Origin of the sequence: Burkholderia sp. WP9 (assembly GCF_900104795.1) — a bacterium.
Taxonomy (GTDB): Bacteria; Pseudomonadota; Gammaproteobacteria; order Burkholderiales; family Burkholderiaceae; genus Paraburkholderia.
The window spans coordinates 946,676-963,735 of sequence record NZ_FNTG01000001.1 but is presented as its reverse complement, the minus strand read 5'-3'; the positions used below and the strand labels follow the sequence as shown (position 1 = coordinate 963,735).

Genomic DNA, 17,060 nt, shown 5'->3' with positions numbered 1-17,060 from the left:
TCGCGGCACCCGTCCTTCTGATTCTGGAGAGCTCGCCATGTATAAACAGATTCTGGTTGCCGTCGACGGCAGCGAAACCTCGTCGCGCGCGCTGGCCGCCGCGATCGGACTGGCGCGCGACTCGGGCGCGCGGCTTCAGCCGCTCTACGTGGTGGACGTGCCGTTGATGTCCTACGACGTGCCCGGTTACGACCCGTCCTATGTGCGCGATGCCCTCGTCGCGGAAGGCAAGCACGTGCTCGCCGACGCCACCGCGCTGATGACCGCGGCAGGCGTGATCGGCCCCTCGCGCATGGTCGAAACCGACCTGACGGGCGACGACACCGCGCACCGCATTTTGCTTGCCGCGCAGGAATTCAACGCCGACGTCGTCGTGATGGGCACGCACGGCCGGCGCGGTGTGCAACGGCTGGTGCTCGGCAGCGTGGCTGAACATTTTCTGCGCATCGCCACCTGTCCGGTATTGCTGATCTCCGCGCATTGCCCGGCGCCCGCCGCAAGCCCCGCAAAAACCGAGAGCGAGCCTGTCAAGGATCCGTCATGAACTGCAAAACCCTGCTGGTGCATCTCGACGACAGCGCTCACAGCGCCGCCCGGCTCGACTATGCGCTCGACCTGGCCGCTCGCCACGACGCCCATCTGATCGGCCTCTACCTGGTTTGCGACGAGCCCGAGGGACCGCTCTTTCTGCACGGAGAGGACATCTGGACCGCCAGCCGTCAGGTGCAACGGGACAAGAATCTCAAGAACGCGCACGCGGCTTTTCTTGCCGCGGCGGAGCGCGCCGGGCGCAGCGTCGAATGGCGCGCGCCGGGCGGAGTACCGACCGGCACGGCGATCCTGCATGCGCGCCACGCGGATCTGCTGATCCTCGGCCAGGACGATCCGGAAGACAGGAGCGCCTTTATCGCGCGCGATTTCGTCGAGGACGTGATCATCGCTTCCGGGCGGCCGGCAATCGTACTGCCGTATGCGGGACCGGTACGGCCTCAGATAGAGAATGTGATGATCTCGTGGAACGGCGGACGGGAATGCGCGCGGGCGGTGACCGATGCGCTGCCGCTCATCCGCGGCGCCGGCTTCGTCACGATCATGAAGGTCGAGCGCCATCCGCAATATGGTGAGCCGAGCGGCATCGACGTGGCCGCCTGGCTCGCGCGGCACGGCATCGAGGCGAGTTTCACGGCCATGCCGAAAGTGTCCGGCGTCCACACCGGCGCGATGCTGCTCAATGCGCTGGCCGACCGTCACATCGATCTGCTGGTCATGGGTGCGTACGGCCACGCGCGGGCGCAGGAGCGGCTGCTCGGCGGCGTCACGCGCACCATGCTTCAGTCGATGACCGTGCCGGTGCTGATGTCCCATTGAGCACCGCGTCGATAGTGAGGGCGCGAGCGAGCGCCCGTCTTGATGGAATGAGCCGGACGACCACGGCCTGCGACACCCGGCGGGACTGGCATGAACCCGGCGTTTCACGGACAATGAGCGCAAACACAAATTATCCGCGCGGTGTTTCGCCGGCCTGCGGCCACACGAACCACGGAATCGCCCGGAATAGACGTGCTTGCCGTGCACGCCGCCGTACAGACGCCCTCGGGCGGCGCGCGCTATCCTTGTCCGCAGTCATTCCAAAGAGATGCACATGTCCGTCAGCGGTAAGGCGCCCACATCGCGCAGTGCGAATTTGCGTGAGCGATTGGGTTCGTTTGCGGGTTCGTTTGCGGCGCGGCCCGCGCTCGCGGCCGCTGCCGCGTTCGTCGTCACGTTGGCCGCCATGCTGACAGCGCGGCACTGGTTCGACCCGGCACTGCTGATTTGCGTCGCCGCCGCCCTGCTGCTGGCCACGAGCGCGTTTTTGCTGGTGCGCGCGCGGCGCGAAAGCGTATCCGCACGCGGCGAGGCCAGCACCCGGAACAATCAGTCGGCCGTGAATGAAGCCCGCATGATGGCGATCATCCGTTCGTCGATGGAAGCGATCATCACCATCGACGACCAGCACCGGGTCGTCATCTTCAATCCGATGGCGGAACAGGTGTTCGGCTGCTCAGCGATGGATGCGATCGGTGCGCCGCTTGCCCGTTTTATCCCGGAGCGGTTTCGGGCGGCGCACGCGCAGCACGTCGCGCAGTTCGGCGTGACGGGCGTGTCCGACCGCCAGATGGGCAAACAACGCGTGCTGGCGGGCTTACGCGCCAACGGCGAGGAATTCCCGCTCGAGGCGTCCATCTCGCAGATCCGCGATGGCGACATCCGCCTCTATACGGTGATGCTGCGCGATATCACGGAACGCGTCAAAGCAGAGCGCGCGCAACGGCAGGCGCGCGAGGAGTTGCGCGAGCTGTCGGCCAATTTGCAGAATATCCGTGAAGACGAGAAAACGCGTATTGCGCGCGAACTGCACGACGACCTCGGCCAGCAACTCACCGCGCTGAAAATGGACATTTCATCGGTCGAACAGGCGCTCGAGGGGTCGGCGAGCGAGCCGGTGCGTGGACAGTTGCAAGGCATGCGCCGACTGATCGACGTGACCGTGGCCTCGGTCCGCCGCATTGCAGCCGATCTGCGGCCGGTCATGCTCGACGACCTCGGATTGATTCCCGCGATCGAGTGGCTCGCCACCGACTTCACCAACCGCTACGGTATCGACGTGGAGCGTGACATCGAAACCGGCGACGCGCGTTTCAGCCCGGCAGGCGCCACCGCGCTGTTCCGGATCGTGCAGGAAGCGCTGACGAACGTGGCGCGCCATGCCGACGCCACGCTGGTCACGCTGAGCCTGCAGGCGGGGGATCAGACCTTCGTGCTGCGCATCGCCGATAATGGCCGCGGCGTGCATCGCACGGCCGAGCCGGCAGCCAAATCCTTCGGCCTGCTCGGCGTTCGCGAACGCGCGCACATGCTCGGCGGCGCCGTCGACATTCAAACCGCCCACGGCCAGGGCTTCGTGCTCACCGTCACCATTCCAGCTGAAAACGTGCAGATGCAGGAGATGCAACTATGACCCGCGTTCTGATCGCCGACGACCACGCGCTGGTGCGCGATGGTCTGCGCCATATCCTGAAGAACGCAAGCGGCTTCGAAGTGATCGGCGAAGCAGACGACAGCGCCAGCACCGTTGCGCTGATCCGCGAGCGGGCCGCCGACGTGCTCGTGCTCGATCTTTCCATGCCGGGGCGTAACGGCGTCGAGTTGATCAAGCAGATCAAGGAGGAAAAGCCGGCGCTGCGCATCCTCGTGCTGACCATGCACGCCGAACAGCAATACGCGGTGCGGGCGTTCAAGGCCGGCGCGTCCGGTTATCTGACCAAAGAAAGCGCGAGCGCCGAACTGGTGGCCGCCGTGACCAAAGTCGCTGCCGGCGGCGTCTACGTCAGCCTTGCCATGGCCGAGCGGTTCGCGCAGAGCCTGAACGAACCGGCCGATCTGCTGCCGCATCAGCGTCTGTCGGATCGGGAATTCGATGTTCTGAAGCGTATTGCCGCAGGCCAGACGATCACGGAAATCGCGGTCGAACTGTGTGTGAGCAGCAAGACCGTCAGCACGTACAAGACGCGCATCCTGGAGAAGATGCAGATGCCGCACGAGGCCGCCCTGGTGCGCTACGCGATGCGCCACAAACTGGTCGCCGACGACGACGCCGACATCTAGACGGCTTCGCGGCGCCTCCGCTCGCGGGCGAGCGCCGCATGTTCCCTAGCCGACCCGAACCACAAAGCCTACTCCTTTCGCACCCAGGGACTCTCCTGGTGCGCCCCACCGCCATGTAGGAAACTCCCTACAAAGCTTCACGCTCACCTACTCGAAGTTCATTCGGCGCCGATTTTATTTTGAGACAGCGCAGCCGATACTTCGAGCCATGAACTCAAGCCCCGAGAACCTTACCCTCCGCGTCTTTCTGGTCGACGACGCAGTATCGGTCCGGCGTCGCATGGCCGCGCTGCTTGGCGCGCTGGACGGCGTGGAAATCGTCGGTGAAGCCGAGGAATCCGGCGCCGCGCTCACAGGCGTCGAGACTGGCGCAGCCGATCTGGTCGTGACGGAACTGCATCTGAGCGGAGGCACGGGCATGGAGTTGCTCGCATCGCTTGCCAAAAGAATGCCTCATGTGATCGCCATCGTGCTGACGAACCACTCGGGTGCATGGTTTCGGCGCGCATGCCTGATGAGCGGTGCCCACTACTTTTTCGACAAGACCAGCGAATTCGATCTCGCACGAAGCACGATCCAGCGGATCGCCAGCGAACATCGCACGCGCGCCTTTCTACAATCCGGAGCACATCATGTCTGACGTCCTCGCCTATTCCGTCCCCGCGCCTGTTGCCGTCTTCCCGCCGATGTCGCCCGTTGCCCGGGAAGTGCCGGTGCCCGTGCAAGTGCCGCGCAAGGACGCGCTGGGCTGCACGACCTGCTCGATGCGCTCGATCTGCATGCCGCAAGGTCTGACGGCGGCAGAGATCAAGCAGGTCGAATCATTGATCTGCCCGTCGCGCACGATCAAGCAAGGCGAGACCATTTATCGCGCGAACGATTCGTTCCAGAGTATCTACGTGGTGCGCGTCGGCTCGTTCAAGACCGTCGTCATGCATCGCGACGGCCGCGAGCAGGTGACAGGCTTTCACCTCGCCGGCGATTCGCTCGGGCTGGACGGCGTGTGCTCCGGTCATCACAACTGCGACGCCATCGCGCTCGAGGACAGCAAGATGTGCATTATCCCGTTCCATCTACTCGAAGCGATGTGTCGCGAGGTCAAGGCGGTCCAGCAACACGTGCACCGCATGATGGGCAGCGAGATCGTGCGCGAATCCTCGCAGATGATGTTGCTCGGCACGATGTCCGCCGAACAGCGCGTCGCGACGTTCCTTCTGAATCTGTCGGACCGTTTGAGACTGCGCGGCTATTCGCCGGCCGAGTTTTACCTGCGCATGACGCGTGAGGAAATCGGCAGCTATCTCGGCATCAAGCTTGAAACGGTGAGCCGGATGCTCTCCAAATTCCAGCGTGATGGACTGCTCGACGCACACGGCAAGAATATCCGGATTCTCGACCATGAGGGTCTCGTGCGGGTTTGATTCGCGCTCGGCGTTCGCTCGGAAGTCATGACCCGCCGTCGGCGCGAAACAGGCGCCAAAGGTGGCCAATGAGCGAGTATCCGCGCACGCTACCCGACGGCGAGCACTGCGGCACCTGTCAACTTGCCCTCCCGCAGATCGCTGAGCGCCCGGTTTGCCTCCGTCAGCGCATAAGTTGTCGTGTCGATCTCGAGGCGATGCTCGGTAGCAATTCGCATGAAAGCGAGTCCGTCCTCGCGTGTCAGATTGGCGACGGATACCACGTGCCGCTCGCCCCATAGAAATGCGTACGGGAACGACGGAATGTCGCTCATGTGGATCCCGCCGCAGACAACCGTCCCCCCTTTCGCGACAGCGCGCAATGCTTGCGGAACGAGCGCGCCGACCGGCGCAAAAATCAGGGCTGCATCCAACTCGGCCGGAGGCGTTTCGTCGCTGCCGCCCGCCCATGCTGCCCCGAGACGCAGCGCGAGTTGCTGGGCCGCGTGATCGCCGGGGCGCGTGAACGCATACACCGTGCGCCCTTGATGACGCGCGACCTGCGCGACGATATGCGCCGCTGCGCCGAAACCGTAAATACCGATCCGTTGGGCGTCGCCCGCCATGCTCAGCGTGCGATATCCGATGAGTCCCGCGCACAGTAACGGCGCCGCTTCGATATCCGAATACTGCGCGGGCAGATGGAAGCAGTAGCGACTGTCGGCGACGGTGCGCTCGGCGTAACCACCGTCGATCGTGTAGCCCGTGAAGCCCGGTGCGTCGCAGAGATTTTCCCGCGCCGACAGGCAGTAGCGGCAATGTCCGCAGGTATGGCCGACCCATGGCACACCCACCCGGTCGCCGAGCGCGAAGCCCGTCACCCCCGCACCGAGCCCGGCCACGGTGCCGACAATCTCGTGGCCCGGGATCACAGGCTGCTTGGGATGCTCGAGTTCATGATCGACCAGATGGAGATCGGTGCGGCACACGCCGCATGCGTGAATCTGGATGAGGATCTGCCCGGGACCGGGCGTCGGATCCGGCACCTCCTGCTCACGCAGCAGCGCTGCGCTACCGTCGAACACCATCGCACGCATAAGGTTCTCCTCAAACCGGGTAAGCCGGCGTACACATCGAGTGCTACCGCGGCGGCATGGCGATAAGCACACTGCAGCGACCGCCGGCTGCCTCGCAGGCGCTCACTCGCAAAAGCGGAAGTAGCCGCTATGCATCAGCACCGGTTTGCCGCCGATCTCGTGGAGCAACTGTCTTGCAGCATGTTCGATGGGATGCCGGTTCGAGTTGAACGCGGCAATCAGATCGTCTTCGCGCAGCGACGCGGCACCGAAATGATCTTCGAGGGCCTCAGCGGTGATCGCGCACTGCACGCGCTCGCCGTCCACTTCGGCCGGAAACGCGATGACGAGATCGCGCGCACAATACTCCGGAAGTTCTTCAGGAAAATGAATCTTCATGACCGTCACCTGGTTCACTGCGCAGGTCGCAAGACTGGAACGGTCGTATTCGCGCACCTACGCGTCGCGCGCCACGCACCGGGGCGAATGCGACCTATGCGTCGCCCGCCTGTCAGCAGCATAGGACCTCTACACAGTACGTCAAATTCAGGCATTGCGTCCTGATTGACGAAAGTCAACGGCACCCAATCTGGCCTCCGTACACTGGACTCATCCTTTGCACAGGAGCACGTGCCGTGATCGCCTTAGTCCGAAACTGTCTGTCCGCATGTGCCGTGTTAGTGCTGGCCGCCGGCTCCGCTCATGCCGAACCGGAACCGACCGCCCTGGTCGACCAGCAGCACTGCATGTTTTGCCACACACACGATGCGCCATTCCTCGCCCCGTCGTTCCAGCAGATCGCCGAGCGTTATCGCAACGTGCCAAATGCGCAGTTCATGCTCGAGCACAAGTTGCGCCTCGGCGGCAAAGCGCATTGGGGCGATATGCCGATGCCGCTGCCGGGCGACCGCGGCGGCCCGCTGTCGGCTGAAGACGCGCATACGCTGGTGCAATGGGTATTGAGTCAATAAGGAGTCGATGAGCAGTCGATAAGCCCGCCCATCGAGGCCGCGTTATCCGCGGTCTGCCTTGATTGAACGACGACCGTACGTTTCGGAGAAATTTCATGCGTCTCACTGTCCACCTCGACACGTTCGATCGTGTCCATCCGATGGCTTTTGCAATCCTGTGGCTCGATAAGGATGCGCGGCAGTGGTCGCGTGAAGGCCACCTCGGTCTCGAACTGCCCGATTGGGGCACGCTGCATATGGATTGCGGCAACACGCTCGTGTGCGGCCCGCACGACACGACGCCCGTCTGTGTGCTCGAAGGGCTCGATCTGAACGAACTCGAAGGGCCGTTCGAAGGCGAGACCGGACGCGCCCAGTGGTGCGCGGAACGCGGCCGCGCCCTGATGACCGGCCATTGGCATGTGCAATGTATCGACAACGAACGGGTGCAGCCGGAACACGGCCTGTTCGCCTCCGACAGCGACGTGTGAAGCGCTGATTTCATCCACATTACCGAGGCCATCGCCATGGGACTGAGCACCGATCTGGACGGCGTGCGTCACGCTTACGGGCTTTGCTTCGTGCGCGTACCGTGGGCTTACTTCACGCGCTTGCCGCTCAACGAGCAATGGGGCGACGGCTGGGAACGCGCGCCCTACGAGCGGCACGCCGGCCTGCCTTACGAGGACGCGGCACAGCAGATCCTGACTGTTGCGTTCGACGGGCCGCTGTTGCCGCCCGACGCCGGATACGACGGTCGCGCGCGCAGCGTCAACGAAATCAACCGCGGCGACGCACCGTGGCTGCGTACGCAGGATTTCATCAACAATGCGCCGGTTCAGATCGCCGCGGGGGTGTCGCTCAAAAGGTTCGTCGAACTCGTGGAACTGGCTGGCGGCCGCGTGTTTGCGCCGCTCGGTTGGGGCGCGCTGCGGCTGTCGCCCGCGGATCCGGCCGAGGCGCCGGAAGCTGCGAAGTACGAGCACCGCGCGGATCCTGCATAAGCACTGCCGCGCAATACCCCGCACTTACCTTTGCCGATCGCTGTCGGCCGTCGAATTGAGCAACATGACAAAGCACGCGACGCCGACGATCAGGGCCGCGACGCCGTAGCGAAACACCGGCGGCTGGTCGAAGAGCAAACCGCGGATGGACGCCCCAATACCTGCCAGTGCGACGAATACGGCGATTGCCGCAAAAATGATTCTGCTTTCTGAGCGGATCATGATGTGCTCCATGGAGTCCAAGCGGAGTAGTGAAGACATCATCGGTCCAGCGGGCTGATTGGGTTTGACGAACATCAATCGCAGGCGTGCGGCGGCAAGAAATCGACAAAGCAGCGGCGAGCCGTGGTTGACGTCACGACTTCTTTGTACGCGGCAACGCCGCATTCAGGAAGGGATTGAAGCTATTCGAACGCGCCGGCGGGCTCGCTTTTTTTGTGCGCCGGCCTTTGTCCGGTTGCGCGCTGCCGGACAATTGGGCGAGTAATTCTTCCGTGGCGTTGTCGTCGTCCGTATCGGCCTGTTTTCTGTTTTTTGCGTGGGCAGGCCGAGCGTCGTCGGCGCTTGCACCTGCACTTTCGCTTGTGGCGCGAGTCGGCAGCGACTCTCCGGCAATGTGTTCGACCACGGCCATGAACGAAGCTGAAGCCGATTTCGGGGCTTCGCCCGGCAGCATCGTCAGCACGACGATTTCATGCAGCGAGCGGTTATCTACAGACCTCGCACTCGTGGTGCTGCGCCAGTCGGTACCCGCTTGCGCAAATGCCCCAATGACACGTTCAAGTACCGCTGGCGACAGGACGCCACCGTCATAGAGGCTGATGACCACACGCTCGAAAACACGAAACGGAGTCGATACAGAAGCTTTTGGCATGCGTTCTTGCTCCCCGAAGTGACGTCGCGAATCACAACCGCACGATGCACGGCCGATTGCGCCGCATCTATAGCAAACGCAGCGTGTCGGGATCGGCCTCGCCATCGAAATATTTGCGCAGCGCCTCGACGAACACTTCGTTGTCGCTCGTTGCGCGCGCGAACAGCGTCATCGACGAGCGGAACTTCAGATAATCCGGATAGCCGAAAATGTCCTCGATCGAGCGGTCCGGCACCAGATTGACGAGCCGCGCCGTTTCCCGAAGACGCTGGCCGAGCACCGGATGCCGCATATAGGCCTCGGCCTCCGGCAACGACGAAATCGCAAAACGGTGCGCCATCGCGCTCGAGCCGAGGCCGCTGATTTGTGGAAATACGAACCACATCCAGTGGCTGCGCTTCCGCCCTGCGACGAGTTCTTCGCAAACGTCGGCATAGACCGGGTTCTGGGCATCGACAAAGCGCTGAAGATCGTACGGATCGTCCATCATGAGCTCCTTTGTCAGGCATTGGATGCGAAGCGGTTTCAATGTGTTAAATGGTAAGCCCACAAAGCATCTTTTCACTACGACTGAGTGGCCGAGTGCTTGGGAATCGCGCAGACGCGCATTTCCCTGCCTCAGCATTCCCCGTTCCTGTCCATGCGGATCGCACGGCGCCAACGCGTATCGCAGGCACGATCGACAGGCTGCGGGCCGCGCCCGGTCCATGTCCTGGCGGCGCGCGGCCGCCAGCGCATTTCGCGCCGATTTGTTAATCTCACTGCGAAAACACCCTGTCCCCCGAGACACAAAGGAGCTTGAGCATGAGTGACCGCGCCGATTACGTGCCGCCGAAAGTCTGGACCTGGAACAAGGAGAACGGTGGCCGCTTCGCGAACATCAACCGCCCTATCGCGGGCGCCACGCACGAGAAGGAACTGCCGGTTGGCCGCCATCCTCTTCAGCTGTACTCGCTGGCAACGCCCAACGGCGTGAAGGTCACGATACTGCTCGAGGAACTGCTGGCGAGCGGTCATAGCGGCGCGGAGTATGACGCGTGGCTGATCAGGATCGGCGACGGCGATCAGTTCGGCAGCGGCTTCGTGGAGGTGAATCCGAACTCCAAGATCCCCGCGCTGATGGATCGCAGCGGCCCCAAGCCGATCCGGGTTTTCGAGTCCGGCTCGATTCTGCTCTATCTCGCCGAAAAATTCGGCGCGTTTTTGCCGACCGAGCCCGGCGCTCGCGCCGAATGCCTGTCGTGGTTGTTCTGGCAGATGGGAAGCGCGCCGTATCTGGGCGGCGGCCTCGGCCACTTCTACGCATACGCGCCGACAAAGATCGAATATGCGATCGACCGCTTCGCCATGGAAGTCAAACGTCAGCTCGACGTGCTCGACCAGCGGCTCGCGGGTAACGAATACGTGGCGGGCAGTGAGTACACGATCGCCGACATGGCGATCTGGCCTTGGTACGGCGGCCTCGTCAAAGGGTGGCTCTACGATGCGGCCGAATTCCTGTCGGTGCAGGACTATCGGCACGTTCAGCGCTGGGCTAATGCGATCGGCGAACGCCCGGCCGTGCGTCGCGGACGGATGGTCAACCGTGTCTTTGGCGAGCTGTCGGATCAATTACACGAGCGCCACGACGCCTCCGACTTCGAGACGGGCACGCAGGCCGTATTGGCCGCACAGAAGTAGCGGGAGCAGCGAAGTAGCAAAGTAGTGGGAGTTGGGCGGACACCGCGGAAGGTTCGACGGTCAGGAGTTCCTGATCGAAACCTGCGCGGCCCGCATCGCCGTGCGGATCGTTGTTGACAATAAACAAGGCGTCACGCTATGTTCGGAAAGCCAACACTACTCACTCCCAACCCTCACTTCCAACCGCTCATCAATGACCACGCCAACCCCATCCAGCGCGATTGAATTGCTGCAGCGGCACTCGCTTGCCACGTTAGTCCAGGAAACGCTTGAACGCGGTATCGCCTCGGGCGAATTCGCCCCCGGCGAAAAGTTGAACGAAGTCGAAGTTTCCGCGCGCCTGAACGTGTCGCGCGGACCCTTGCGCGAAGCGTTTCGAGCGCTGGAACAGGCCGGCTTGCTGAAAACCGAAAAGAACCGTGGCGTCACGGTGCGCGCGTTGTCGCTGCGCGAAGCGGAAGAGATCTACGAAGTGCGGGCAATGCTGGACGAATCCGTGGCCCGCGCACTAGCCGAGCGAATGACGCCTGAAACGCTGGCCACCCTCAAAGGCATCATCGCCGCGATGAAATCGGCGAAGAAAGACCACGACCTCGCCCGGTACACGACACTGAATGTCCAGTTGCACGACGCCATGGTCTCGGGCGTGGGCAACCAGCATTTGCTCGAAACGTATCGCCATCTCGTGCGTCAGCTAGGATTGCTGCGTCAAGCGGCCATCGAAACGGAAAAGAGCGCGCTGACAACATCGGTCACGGAGCACGAAAAAATCGTCAACGCACTCGCGAAAGGCGACGCCGAGCGCGCCGTCGCGCTCGTGCGGGAACACGTGGCGCACGGCCTCGCCAGAATGCGGCGCGCCCACGAGCGCTGGGTTGCTTCAGCGCCGCTGCCCACCGCGAGCCAGACCGGCTGAGCGGCGCCGCTACCCTTTATCCGACTTGCCGGCGGCGCTAGCCAGTTTGCTGAGAAGGCGATCGACGAGCCAGGGCTGGCGGTCCTCGTCTTCCGCGCGTTCCTTGCGCCGGATTGCATCACGCACCGTTATCGAGCCCATGAAGCGGATCGGTTCGGGCGGAAAATACCCTAACGGGCCATTCGTCAAAGGACTACGCGTCCACTCGTTGTCGAGTTCGAGCAGCAGCGAGGACAGGATCTGTCCGCCCATATACGTCGGTCCAACGCCATTGCCGGAATAGCCAAAGCCGTAGAGCACGTTTGGCGCGCCGTCGAGCCGGCCGAAAAAAGGAAAACCGGTGACAGACCGATCCGATGGGCCGTTCCAGCTCGCGGTGACCGGCACGTCGCGCAGCGCCGGAAAGAAATCGTGCAGACCGCGCGTCAAATCGGCTTCATAAGGCGAGCGCTGATCGAACACCGGGGCGATCCGGCCTCGCCAGGCAAACGTGTTGCCGCCCTTGCCCAGCATCAGCCGCCCGTCCGGCGTGCTGCGGTAGTAGTAGACGAAGATCCGCGAGTCGAGCACCGACACACCGTCTTTCAAGCCGATTTGCTGCAGCAACTCCGGGCATCGCTCGGTGACGATCATGTCGCTTGAAACGACCGCCAGCGTGCGCTCGAACTGCCGGAAGCGGCTCGCCATCCACGCATTGATCGCGAGCACCAGTTTTGGCGCGCTGACGCTGCCGGCGGGTGTGCGCACCGTCACGCGTTCGCCGGCAGCGAAGTCGAGCATCGGCGTGCGCTCGTAAAGACGAATACCCATCGCCATCGCGACGCGCCGCAGCCCGCGCACGAGCTTGCCCGGATGGACCGTTGCGGCGACCGGCGAATACACGCCGCCGAGATTGCGCGCGGAGCCGGACCGGCTCGCCACTTCTTGTGGCGAAAGATGCTGATACGAATTGATGCCGTGCTCGCTCAGCGCGGCAATGACCGGGTCGAGCAGGCCGATTTGCGCGCGTGAAGTCGCCGTGTAGAGCGTGCCGTCGAGCCGCACTTCGGCGTCGATCGCGTTGTCGGCGCAGAAGTCGCGAATCCGCCCGACGGCCGCTTCCGACGCTTTCACGAGCCGGATCGCCTCCGCCTCGCCAAACAGTCGCCGCAACGTGAAGAACTTGGTCGACCACGTCAGCAGACAGCCACCGTTGCGGCCACTCGCACCCGCGCCGCACAGATCGCTCTCGATGATCACAATGTCGAGGTCGGGCCTTTTCTGCTTGGCCTGAATGGCCGTCCACAAACCGGTAAAGCCGCCGCCGACGATGCAGACATCCGCAGTCGTCGCGCCTTGCAAGGCGGGCGCCAACGAACCGTCGGCAAAGAGTGCTTGTTCAATCCAGAACGGACGCATAAATGGCTCGCATTGACCCAACGGTTGTATTCCATTCGGAGAAAGCGAGGCTTGCTCGCGCTTCAAGCAAGAACAAGCCTCCGCGCCGGCCGCTTCAGGCCAGCGCTTTCGCCGAAACCCGCTCGATTCCCATGACTCGGAGCGTGTCGGCAATCGCCGCGACCGCACCCGGAATGCCCGATTCGCCGAAGTGCCCGATACAGCCGACACGGAACGTCTCCAACTGGGTCAGCTTGCCGGGGTACAGGATGTAGCCGCGCTTTTTCACTTCCGTGTAGAAGGTCTTGAAGTCATAGCGAGGATCGTCGGGGGCATGAAACGTGACGATGATCGGCGCCTGAATCGACGGATCGAGAAAGGGTCGAAAACCGAGTGCCGCCATGCCTTCGATCAGCGCGCGGCAATTGCCTGCATAGCGTGCGCCGCGCGCTTCGAGACCACCCTCTTCCACGTATTGCGCAATGGCCTCGTCGAGTGCCGCGACGACATGCGTAGGCGGCGTGAAGCGCCATTGCGTGGTGCGGTTCATATAGACCCACTGGTCGTACAGATCCATCGCGAGCGAAGGGCTATTGCCCTCGCAGCGCTCCAGCGTGCTGCGGCGAATGATCACGAACCCCATGCCGGGCACACCTTCGAGACACTTCCCGGAGGCCGCCACCACCGCATCGAACGGCGTTCGGCGTGCATCGATATCAATGGCGCCGAACGAACTCATCGCGTCGATGATCAGACTGCGCCCGTGCTTCGCGACCACCTCGGCAATCTCATGGAGCGGGTTGAGCACGCCCGCCCCGGTTTCGCAGTGCACGAGTGCGACATGCGTGATGTCGGGGTCGGTCGCCAGCGCGCGATCGACATCCGCCGCTTTGACCTGCGTGTCTTCCGGGTAGTCGATGGTCTGATGGCGCCGGCCGAGTGCGCGGCAAATCTTCGCGATGCGCTGGCAGTACGCGCCATTGTTCGGCACCAGCACCCGTCCGTCGCGTGGCACCAGCGTGCCGATCGCGGCTTCCACGGAGAAGGTGCCGCTGCCTTGCAACGGCACGCACTCATGCGTGTCTTCGCCATGCACGATGCGCAGCGTCTGCTGGCGGACACGGGCGGTGATCTGATTGAAATCGCCGTCCCATGATCCCCAATCGCGCAGCATCGCCTGACGCGTGCGCTCGGAGGTCGTGAGCGGACCAGGAGTAAGCAGAATGGGTGCGGAGGACAGATTCACGGTAGCTCCTTGTAGATCCAGATGAGGTTTCTGTTTCAGCCACGACGCGACGTGCGCCATGCCTGGGTTCTGCGCAACACGCCATGCGACACGCCGGCAAACAGCAGACAGGCGAGAGCCGCTGTCACTAGGACCAACGTGGCCATCGCCGCGGCCGGTCCGATCTGTCCGGCGTCGTCGAGATTGAGAATGGCGACCGAGGCCGGTTGCGTGTCGGGTGAATAAAGAAACGCGACGGCGGACACGGTCGTCATGCCATTGACGAAGAGATAGCGAGCAATCTGCAGGATGGACGGCAGGCAGACCGGCACGGTGACACGGAAAAACGTCCTGTAGAAAGGCACTTTCAAGGACGCGGAGACGGCCTCGAACTCATTGTCGATCTGACGCAGCGCGGTCACGGCGGTCAGATGACTCGACGAGTAGTAGTGCACCACGGTCACGATCGCGAGTATCGCGAGCGTGCCGTAAAGGCCGTTGAGCGGGTTGGCGGGCGAGTTGAAAAGAAAGATGTAGCTGATGCCCAGCACGAGTCCCGGCACACCCATCGGCAGAATCGCGCACAGATTGATAAAGCCGCGTAACCAGCGCGGTCCGCGCGTCTTCTCGACGAGATACGCGCCGCCGAACACTATGATGGTGCCGCCGATCGCCACGCATGCCGCCATCTTCAGGCTGTTCTTGTAGGCGTCGAAAATCCCGGCGCCGATCAGGCCCATCTTGTAGTGCTGCAAGCCGAGACTCATCTGATACGGCCAGAACTTCACGAACGAGGCAAACACGGAAATGCCGACCACTGCCAGCACCAGAGCGCACACGAGGCCGCAGTAGCCGAGCATCGCCATGTCGAAGCCGCGCGCGGGTTTCGGCTGATACGGCGTGGAACGCGCGCCGAGTTGCGACTGCTGCTTGCGGCGAATGAAAAAATCGATCGCGAACGCAACCAGCGCGGGACACAGCAGCAGCAAGCTAACAACCGCGCTCCGGTTGAAATCCTGCAAGCCGATGATCAGCTTATAGATGTCGGTGGAGAGCACCGAATAAGGCCCGCCGATAACGACCGGCACACCGAAATCGTTGATGCAGATCGTAAACGACACCATCGTCGCGCTGATCAGGCCGTACTTCGCGCCCGGCAGCGTGATCGTGAAGAACTTGCGCACGCGGCGCGTGCCCATTGCGTCCGCGGCTTCGTACAGGCGCCCGTCGGACAGCGAGAGCGCCGTCACGAGAATCATCAGCACATGCGGAAACGCGGCATAGACCAGACTGCATACGATGCCCGGCAGCCCGTAGATCGAATGTCCGTGAAGCAACGGTTTCAGGATGCCCGAGTTGCCGAACCAGTAGATGAACGACACAGCGGAGAGCAACGTCGGTGCGAGCAGCGGCAACAACGCGACCGTGCGCGCGGCGTTTTTCATCGGCATGCACGAACGGGTCAGCGCGTAGGCAAACGTGAATGCCATCGGAATCACGATGGCCGTCACCAGGCAGGCGACCGTGACCGAATGCAGCGTCGAGGTCCACACGCCCGAGTCCGCCAGATAGCCTTTGAAATTGACCAATCCGACAAAATGACCGTCCGCGTCGACGAAGCATTTACCGACCACCAGAGCCAGCGGCAACAGCAAAAACACGCCGAGAAACGCGGACATCAGCACGAGCGCCAACTGCGCGACCCGGTCGTGCCAATGGCTCTTCTGACGCACTTCGGCGTGCGCCTCGTCGCCGCTGCGACGCTCCAACAGAACGGCACTCATTGAAGTCGCTCCTTCGCGGCCGAAAACACGCATACATGCTCGCGGCTAATCGCCAGATCGAAGCGCGCCCCCTGCTGCAGACTCGTCCGATGCATCTCGTGAAACGACAGGTCAGCGACGATTTCCTGCTCCCCGAGACCGTCCACCTTGAAACTGACCCGGCAGAACGCGCCGAGGAACTCCAGTTTCTCCACCGAAGCCGGCAGCAGATTGTCCGCGGCGCTACCCGGCGCGCTGATATGGATGTCTTCCGGGCGAACGAAGGCCGACACCCTGGAGCCCGGCACCGCGCGCTGCGTTCCGCACCCGTAGCGCAGTGCCAGCGAGCCCGCCTTGAGGTTGCCGTCGCGTGTCACTTCGGCGGGAATCAGGTTGACCTTGCCGATGAAATCGGCAACGAACGGCGACGCCGGCTCGCGATAGATTTCGTGCGGTGTGCCGATCTGCTCGATCACGCCCTGATTCATCACCACGATCCGGTCGGCCATGGAGAGCGCTTCTTCCTGGTCGTGCGTGACCATGATCGTGGTCACGCCGAGCCGCTGCTGCAACTGACGTATCTCCTGACGCAGCCGCACTCGCACACGCGCATCCAGCGCTGACAACGGCTCGTCGAGCAACAGCAGCCCCGGCGAGGTGGCAAGCGCCCGCGCCAGGGCGATACGCTGCTGCTGACCGCCCGACAGCTGATTCGGATGTTTGCGCTGCGCGTCCGGCAGGCCCACGAGCGTGAGCAGTTCGTTGACGCGATCGGCGATCGCCGCGCGCTTCATCTTGCGATTCACGAGACCGTAGGCCACGTTGTCGAAGATGGTCAGATTGGGGAACAACGCATACGACTGAAAGACGATGCCGTAATCGCGAAGCTGGGGCGGCAGCCGCGAAATATCGCGGCCGTCCTGCGTGATCTGGCCGGCACTCTGCGTTTCGAGGCCGGCGATGATGCGCAGCAAAGTCGTCTTGCCGCATCCCGATGGGCCGAGGAAACAGATCATCTCTCCCTGCTTCACGCCAAGATTGATGTCCTCCAGAACCGGCGTGTCATTGAACCGCTTGTAGACGTTCTGCACGCTCAAATACGCTGTCATAAACTCCTCCGATGCCAAGCCTGCATGGCGGCGACGCG

General features: G+C 62.9%; 20 protein-coding genes. 11 read left to right on the top strand and 9 right to left on the bottom strand.

Features of this window, described 5'->3' with window-relative positions; translation table 11 throughout:
* Nucleotides 1–37: 37 nt before the first annotated feature.
* The 6 genes from BLW71_RS04310 to BLW71_RS04285 all read left to right on the top strand — a co-directional run bounded on the left by BLW71_RS04310 (nucleotide 38) and on the right by BLW71_RS04285 (nucleotide 5,069).
* On the top strand, nucleotides 38–544 hold the full coding sequence (locus BLW71_RS04310) for a universal stress protein (protein ID WP_091793446.1): 507 nt from the start codon (nucleotides 38–40) through the stop codon (nucleotides 542–544).
* Nucleotides 541–1,368, top strand: a complete 828-nt coding sequence (locus tag BLW71_RS04305; protein ID WP_091793444.1) for a universal stress protein — start codon at nucleotides 541–543, stop codon at nucleotides 1,366–1,368. Before BLW71_RS04310 ends, BLW71_RS04305 begins: the two co-directional genes overlap by 4 nt.
* Before the next feature lie 274 nt (nucleotides 1,369–1,642).
* Nucleotides 1,643–3,001 (top strand): PAS domain-containing sensor histidine kinase, encoded by a 1,359-nt coding sequence (locus tag BLW71_RS04300; RefSeq protein ID WP_091793442.1) that lies wholly within the window; start codon nucleotides 1,643–1,645, stop codon nucleotides 2,999–3,001.
* Entirely contained in the window at nucleotides 2,998–3,648 is a 651-nt protein-coding gene (locus tag BLW71_RS04295; RefSeq protein ID WP_091793440.1) for a response regulator, read from the top strand. Before BLW71_RS04300 ends, BLW71_RS04295 begins: the two co-directional genes overlap by 4 nt.
* Before the next feature lie 208 nt (nucleotides 3,649–3,856).
* Nucleotides 3,857–4,288 carry a response regulator gene (locus BLW71_RS04290; protein WP_091793438.1) on the top strand — a complete coding sequence of 144 codons (432 nt, stop codon included), beginning with the start codon at nucleotides 3,857–3,859 and terminating at the stop codon, nucleotides 4,286–4,288.
* Nucleotides 4,289–4,334: 46 nt separating this feature from the next.
* Nucleotides 4,335–5,069 (top strand): helix-turn-helix domain-containing protein, encoded by a 735-nt coding sequence (locus tag BLW71_RS04285; protein WP_408185786.1) that lies wholly within the window; start codon nucleotides 4,335–4,337, stop codon nucleotides 5,067–5,069.
* A gap of 89 nt (nucleotides 5,070–5,158) precedes the next feature.
* Here BLW71_RS04285 and BLW71_RS04280 read toward each other — a convergent pair whose 3' ends face one another.
* Both BLW71_RS04280 and BLW71_RS04275 read right to left on the bottom strand, forming a co-directional pair.
* Entirely contained in the window at nucleotides 5,159–6,145 is a 987-nt protein-coding gene (locus BLW71_RS04280; RefSeq protein ID WP_091793434.1) for a zinc-dependent alcohol dehydrogenase family protein, read from the bottom strand.
* Nucleotides 6,146–6,247: 102 nt separating this feature from the next.
* Nucleotides 6,248–6,532 carry a DUF1488 family protein gene (locus BLW71_RS04275; RefSeq protein ID WP_091800397.1) on the bottom strand — a complete coding sequence of 95 codons (285 nt, stop codon included), beginning with the start codon at nucleotides 6,530–6,532 and terminating at the stop codon, nucleotides 6,248–6,250.
* A 227-nt stretch (nucleotides 6,533–6,759) separates the two neighbouring features.
* Here BLW71_RS04275 and BLW71_RS04270 point away from each other — a divergent pair, with 227 nt between their 5' ends.
* The 3 genes from BLW71_RS04270 (at nucleotide 6,760) to BLW71_RS04260 (ending at nucleotide 8,078) form a co-directional block, all read left to right on the top strand.
* On the top strand, nucleotides 6,760–7,095 hold the full coding sequence (locus tag BLW71_RS04270; RefSeq protein ID WP_091793432.1) for a c-type cytochrome: 336 nt from the start codon (nucleotides 6,760–6,762) through the stop codon (nucleotides 7,093–7,095).
* Between the two features lie 95 nt (nucleotides 7,096–7,190).
* Nucleotides 7,191–7,565 (top strand): DUF3564 domain-containing protein, encoded by a 375-nt coding sequence (locus BLW71_RS04265; RefSeq protein ID WP_091793430.1) that lies wholly within the window; start codon nucleotides 7,191–7,193, stop codon nucleotides 7,563–7,565.
* A 36-nt stretch (nucleotides 7,566–7,601) separates the two neighbouring features.
* A complete protein-coding gene (locus tag BLW71_RS04260; protein ID WP_091793427.1) occupies nucleotides 7,602–8,078 on the top strand; it encodes a hypothetical protein in 477 nt (158 codons plus the stop codon).
* 24 nt (nucleotides 8,079–8,102) lie between these two features.
* Here BLW71_RS04260 and BLW71_RS04255 read toward each other — a convergent pair whose 3' ends face one another.
* The 3 genes from BLW71_RS04255 to BLW71_RS04245 form a co-directional block, all read right to left on the bottom strand.
* Nucleotides 8,103–8,300: a DUF2964 domain-containing protein gene (locus tag BLW71_RS04255; RefSeq protein WP_091793425.1), complete on the bottom strand. Its 198-nt coding sequence runs from the start codon at nucleotides 8,298–8,300 to the stop codon at nucleotides 8,103–8,105.
* Between the two features lie 133 nt (nucleotides 8,301–8,433).
* The gene (locus tag BLW71_RS04250; RefSeq protein WP_091793423.1) at nucleotides 8,434–8,952 is read right to left on the bottom strand and encodes a hypothetical protein; all 519 of its coding nucleotides are present in this window, start codon (nucleotides 8,950–8,952) and stop codon (nucleotides 8,434–8,436) included.
* A 67-nt stretch (nucleotides 8,953–9,019) separates the two neighbouring features.
* Nucleotides 9,020–9,439: a DUF1810 domain-containing protein gene (locus BLW71_RS04245; RefSeq protein WP_091793421.1), complete on the bottom strand. Its 420-nt coding sequence runs from the start codon at nucleotides 9,437–9,439 to the stop codon at nucleotides 9,020–9,022.
* A gap of 317 nt (nucleotides 9,440–9,756) precedes the next feature.
* On the opposite strand from BLW71_RS04245, the gene yghU reads away from it, so the two are divergent.
* Nucleotides 9,757–10,632 carry a glutathione-dependent disulfide-bond oxidoreductase gene (gene yghU / locus BLW71_RS04240; protein WP_091793419.1) on the top strand — a complete coding sequence of 292 codons (876 nt, stop codon included), beginning with the start codon at nucleotides 9,757–9,759 and terminating at the stop codon, nucleotides 10,630–10,632.
* Between the two features lie 193 nt (nucleotides 10,633–10,825).
* A complete protein-coding gene (locus tag BLW71_RS04235) occupies nucleotides 10,826–11,548 on the top strand; it encodes a phosphonate utilization associated transcriptional regulator (protein ID WP_091793417.1) in 723 nt (240 codons plus the stop codon).
* Between the two features lie 9 nt (nucleotides 11,549–11,557).
* Here BLW71_RS04235 and BLW71_RS04230 read toward each other — a convergent pair whose 3' ends face one another.
* From BLW71_RS04230 to BLW71_RS04215, 4 genes are all read right to left on the bottom strand, one after another.
* Nucleotides 11,558–12,946 (bottom strand): FAD-dependent oxidoreductase, encoded by a 1,389-nt coding sequence (locus tag BLW71_RS04230; RefSeq protein ID WP_091793415.1) that lies wholly within the window; start codon nucleotides 12,944–12,946, stop codon nucleotides 11,558–11,560.
* Nucleotides 12,947–13,040: 94 nt separating this feature from the next.
* Nucleotides 13,041–14,171, bottom strand: a complete 1,131-nt coding sequence (locus tag BLW71_RS04225) for a 2-aminoethylphosphonate--pyruvate transaminase (protein ID WP_091800394.1) — start codon at nucleotides 14,169–14,171, stop codon at nucleotides 13,041–13,043.
* A gap of 35 nt (nucleotides 14,172–14,206) precedes the next feature.
* Nucleotides 14,207–15,934, bottom strand: a complete 1,728-nt coding sequence (locus BLW71_RS04220; RefSeq protein WP_091793413.1) for a putative 2-aminoethylphosphonate ABC transporter permease subunit — start codon at nucleotides 15,932–15,934, stop codon at nucleotides 14,207–14,209.
* Nucleotides 15,931–17,022, bottom strand: a complete 1,092-nt coding sequence (locus tag BLW71_RS04215) for a putative 2-aminoethylphosphonate ABC transporter ATP-binding protein (protein ID WP_091800390.1) — start codon at nucleotides 17,020–17,022, stop codon at nucleotides 15,931–15,933. The genes BLW71_RS04220 and BLW71_RS04215 overlap by 4 nt, the downstream gene beginning before the upstream one ends.
* Between the last annotated feature and the right edge of the window lie 38 nt (nucleotides 17,023–17,060).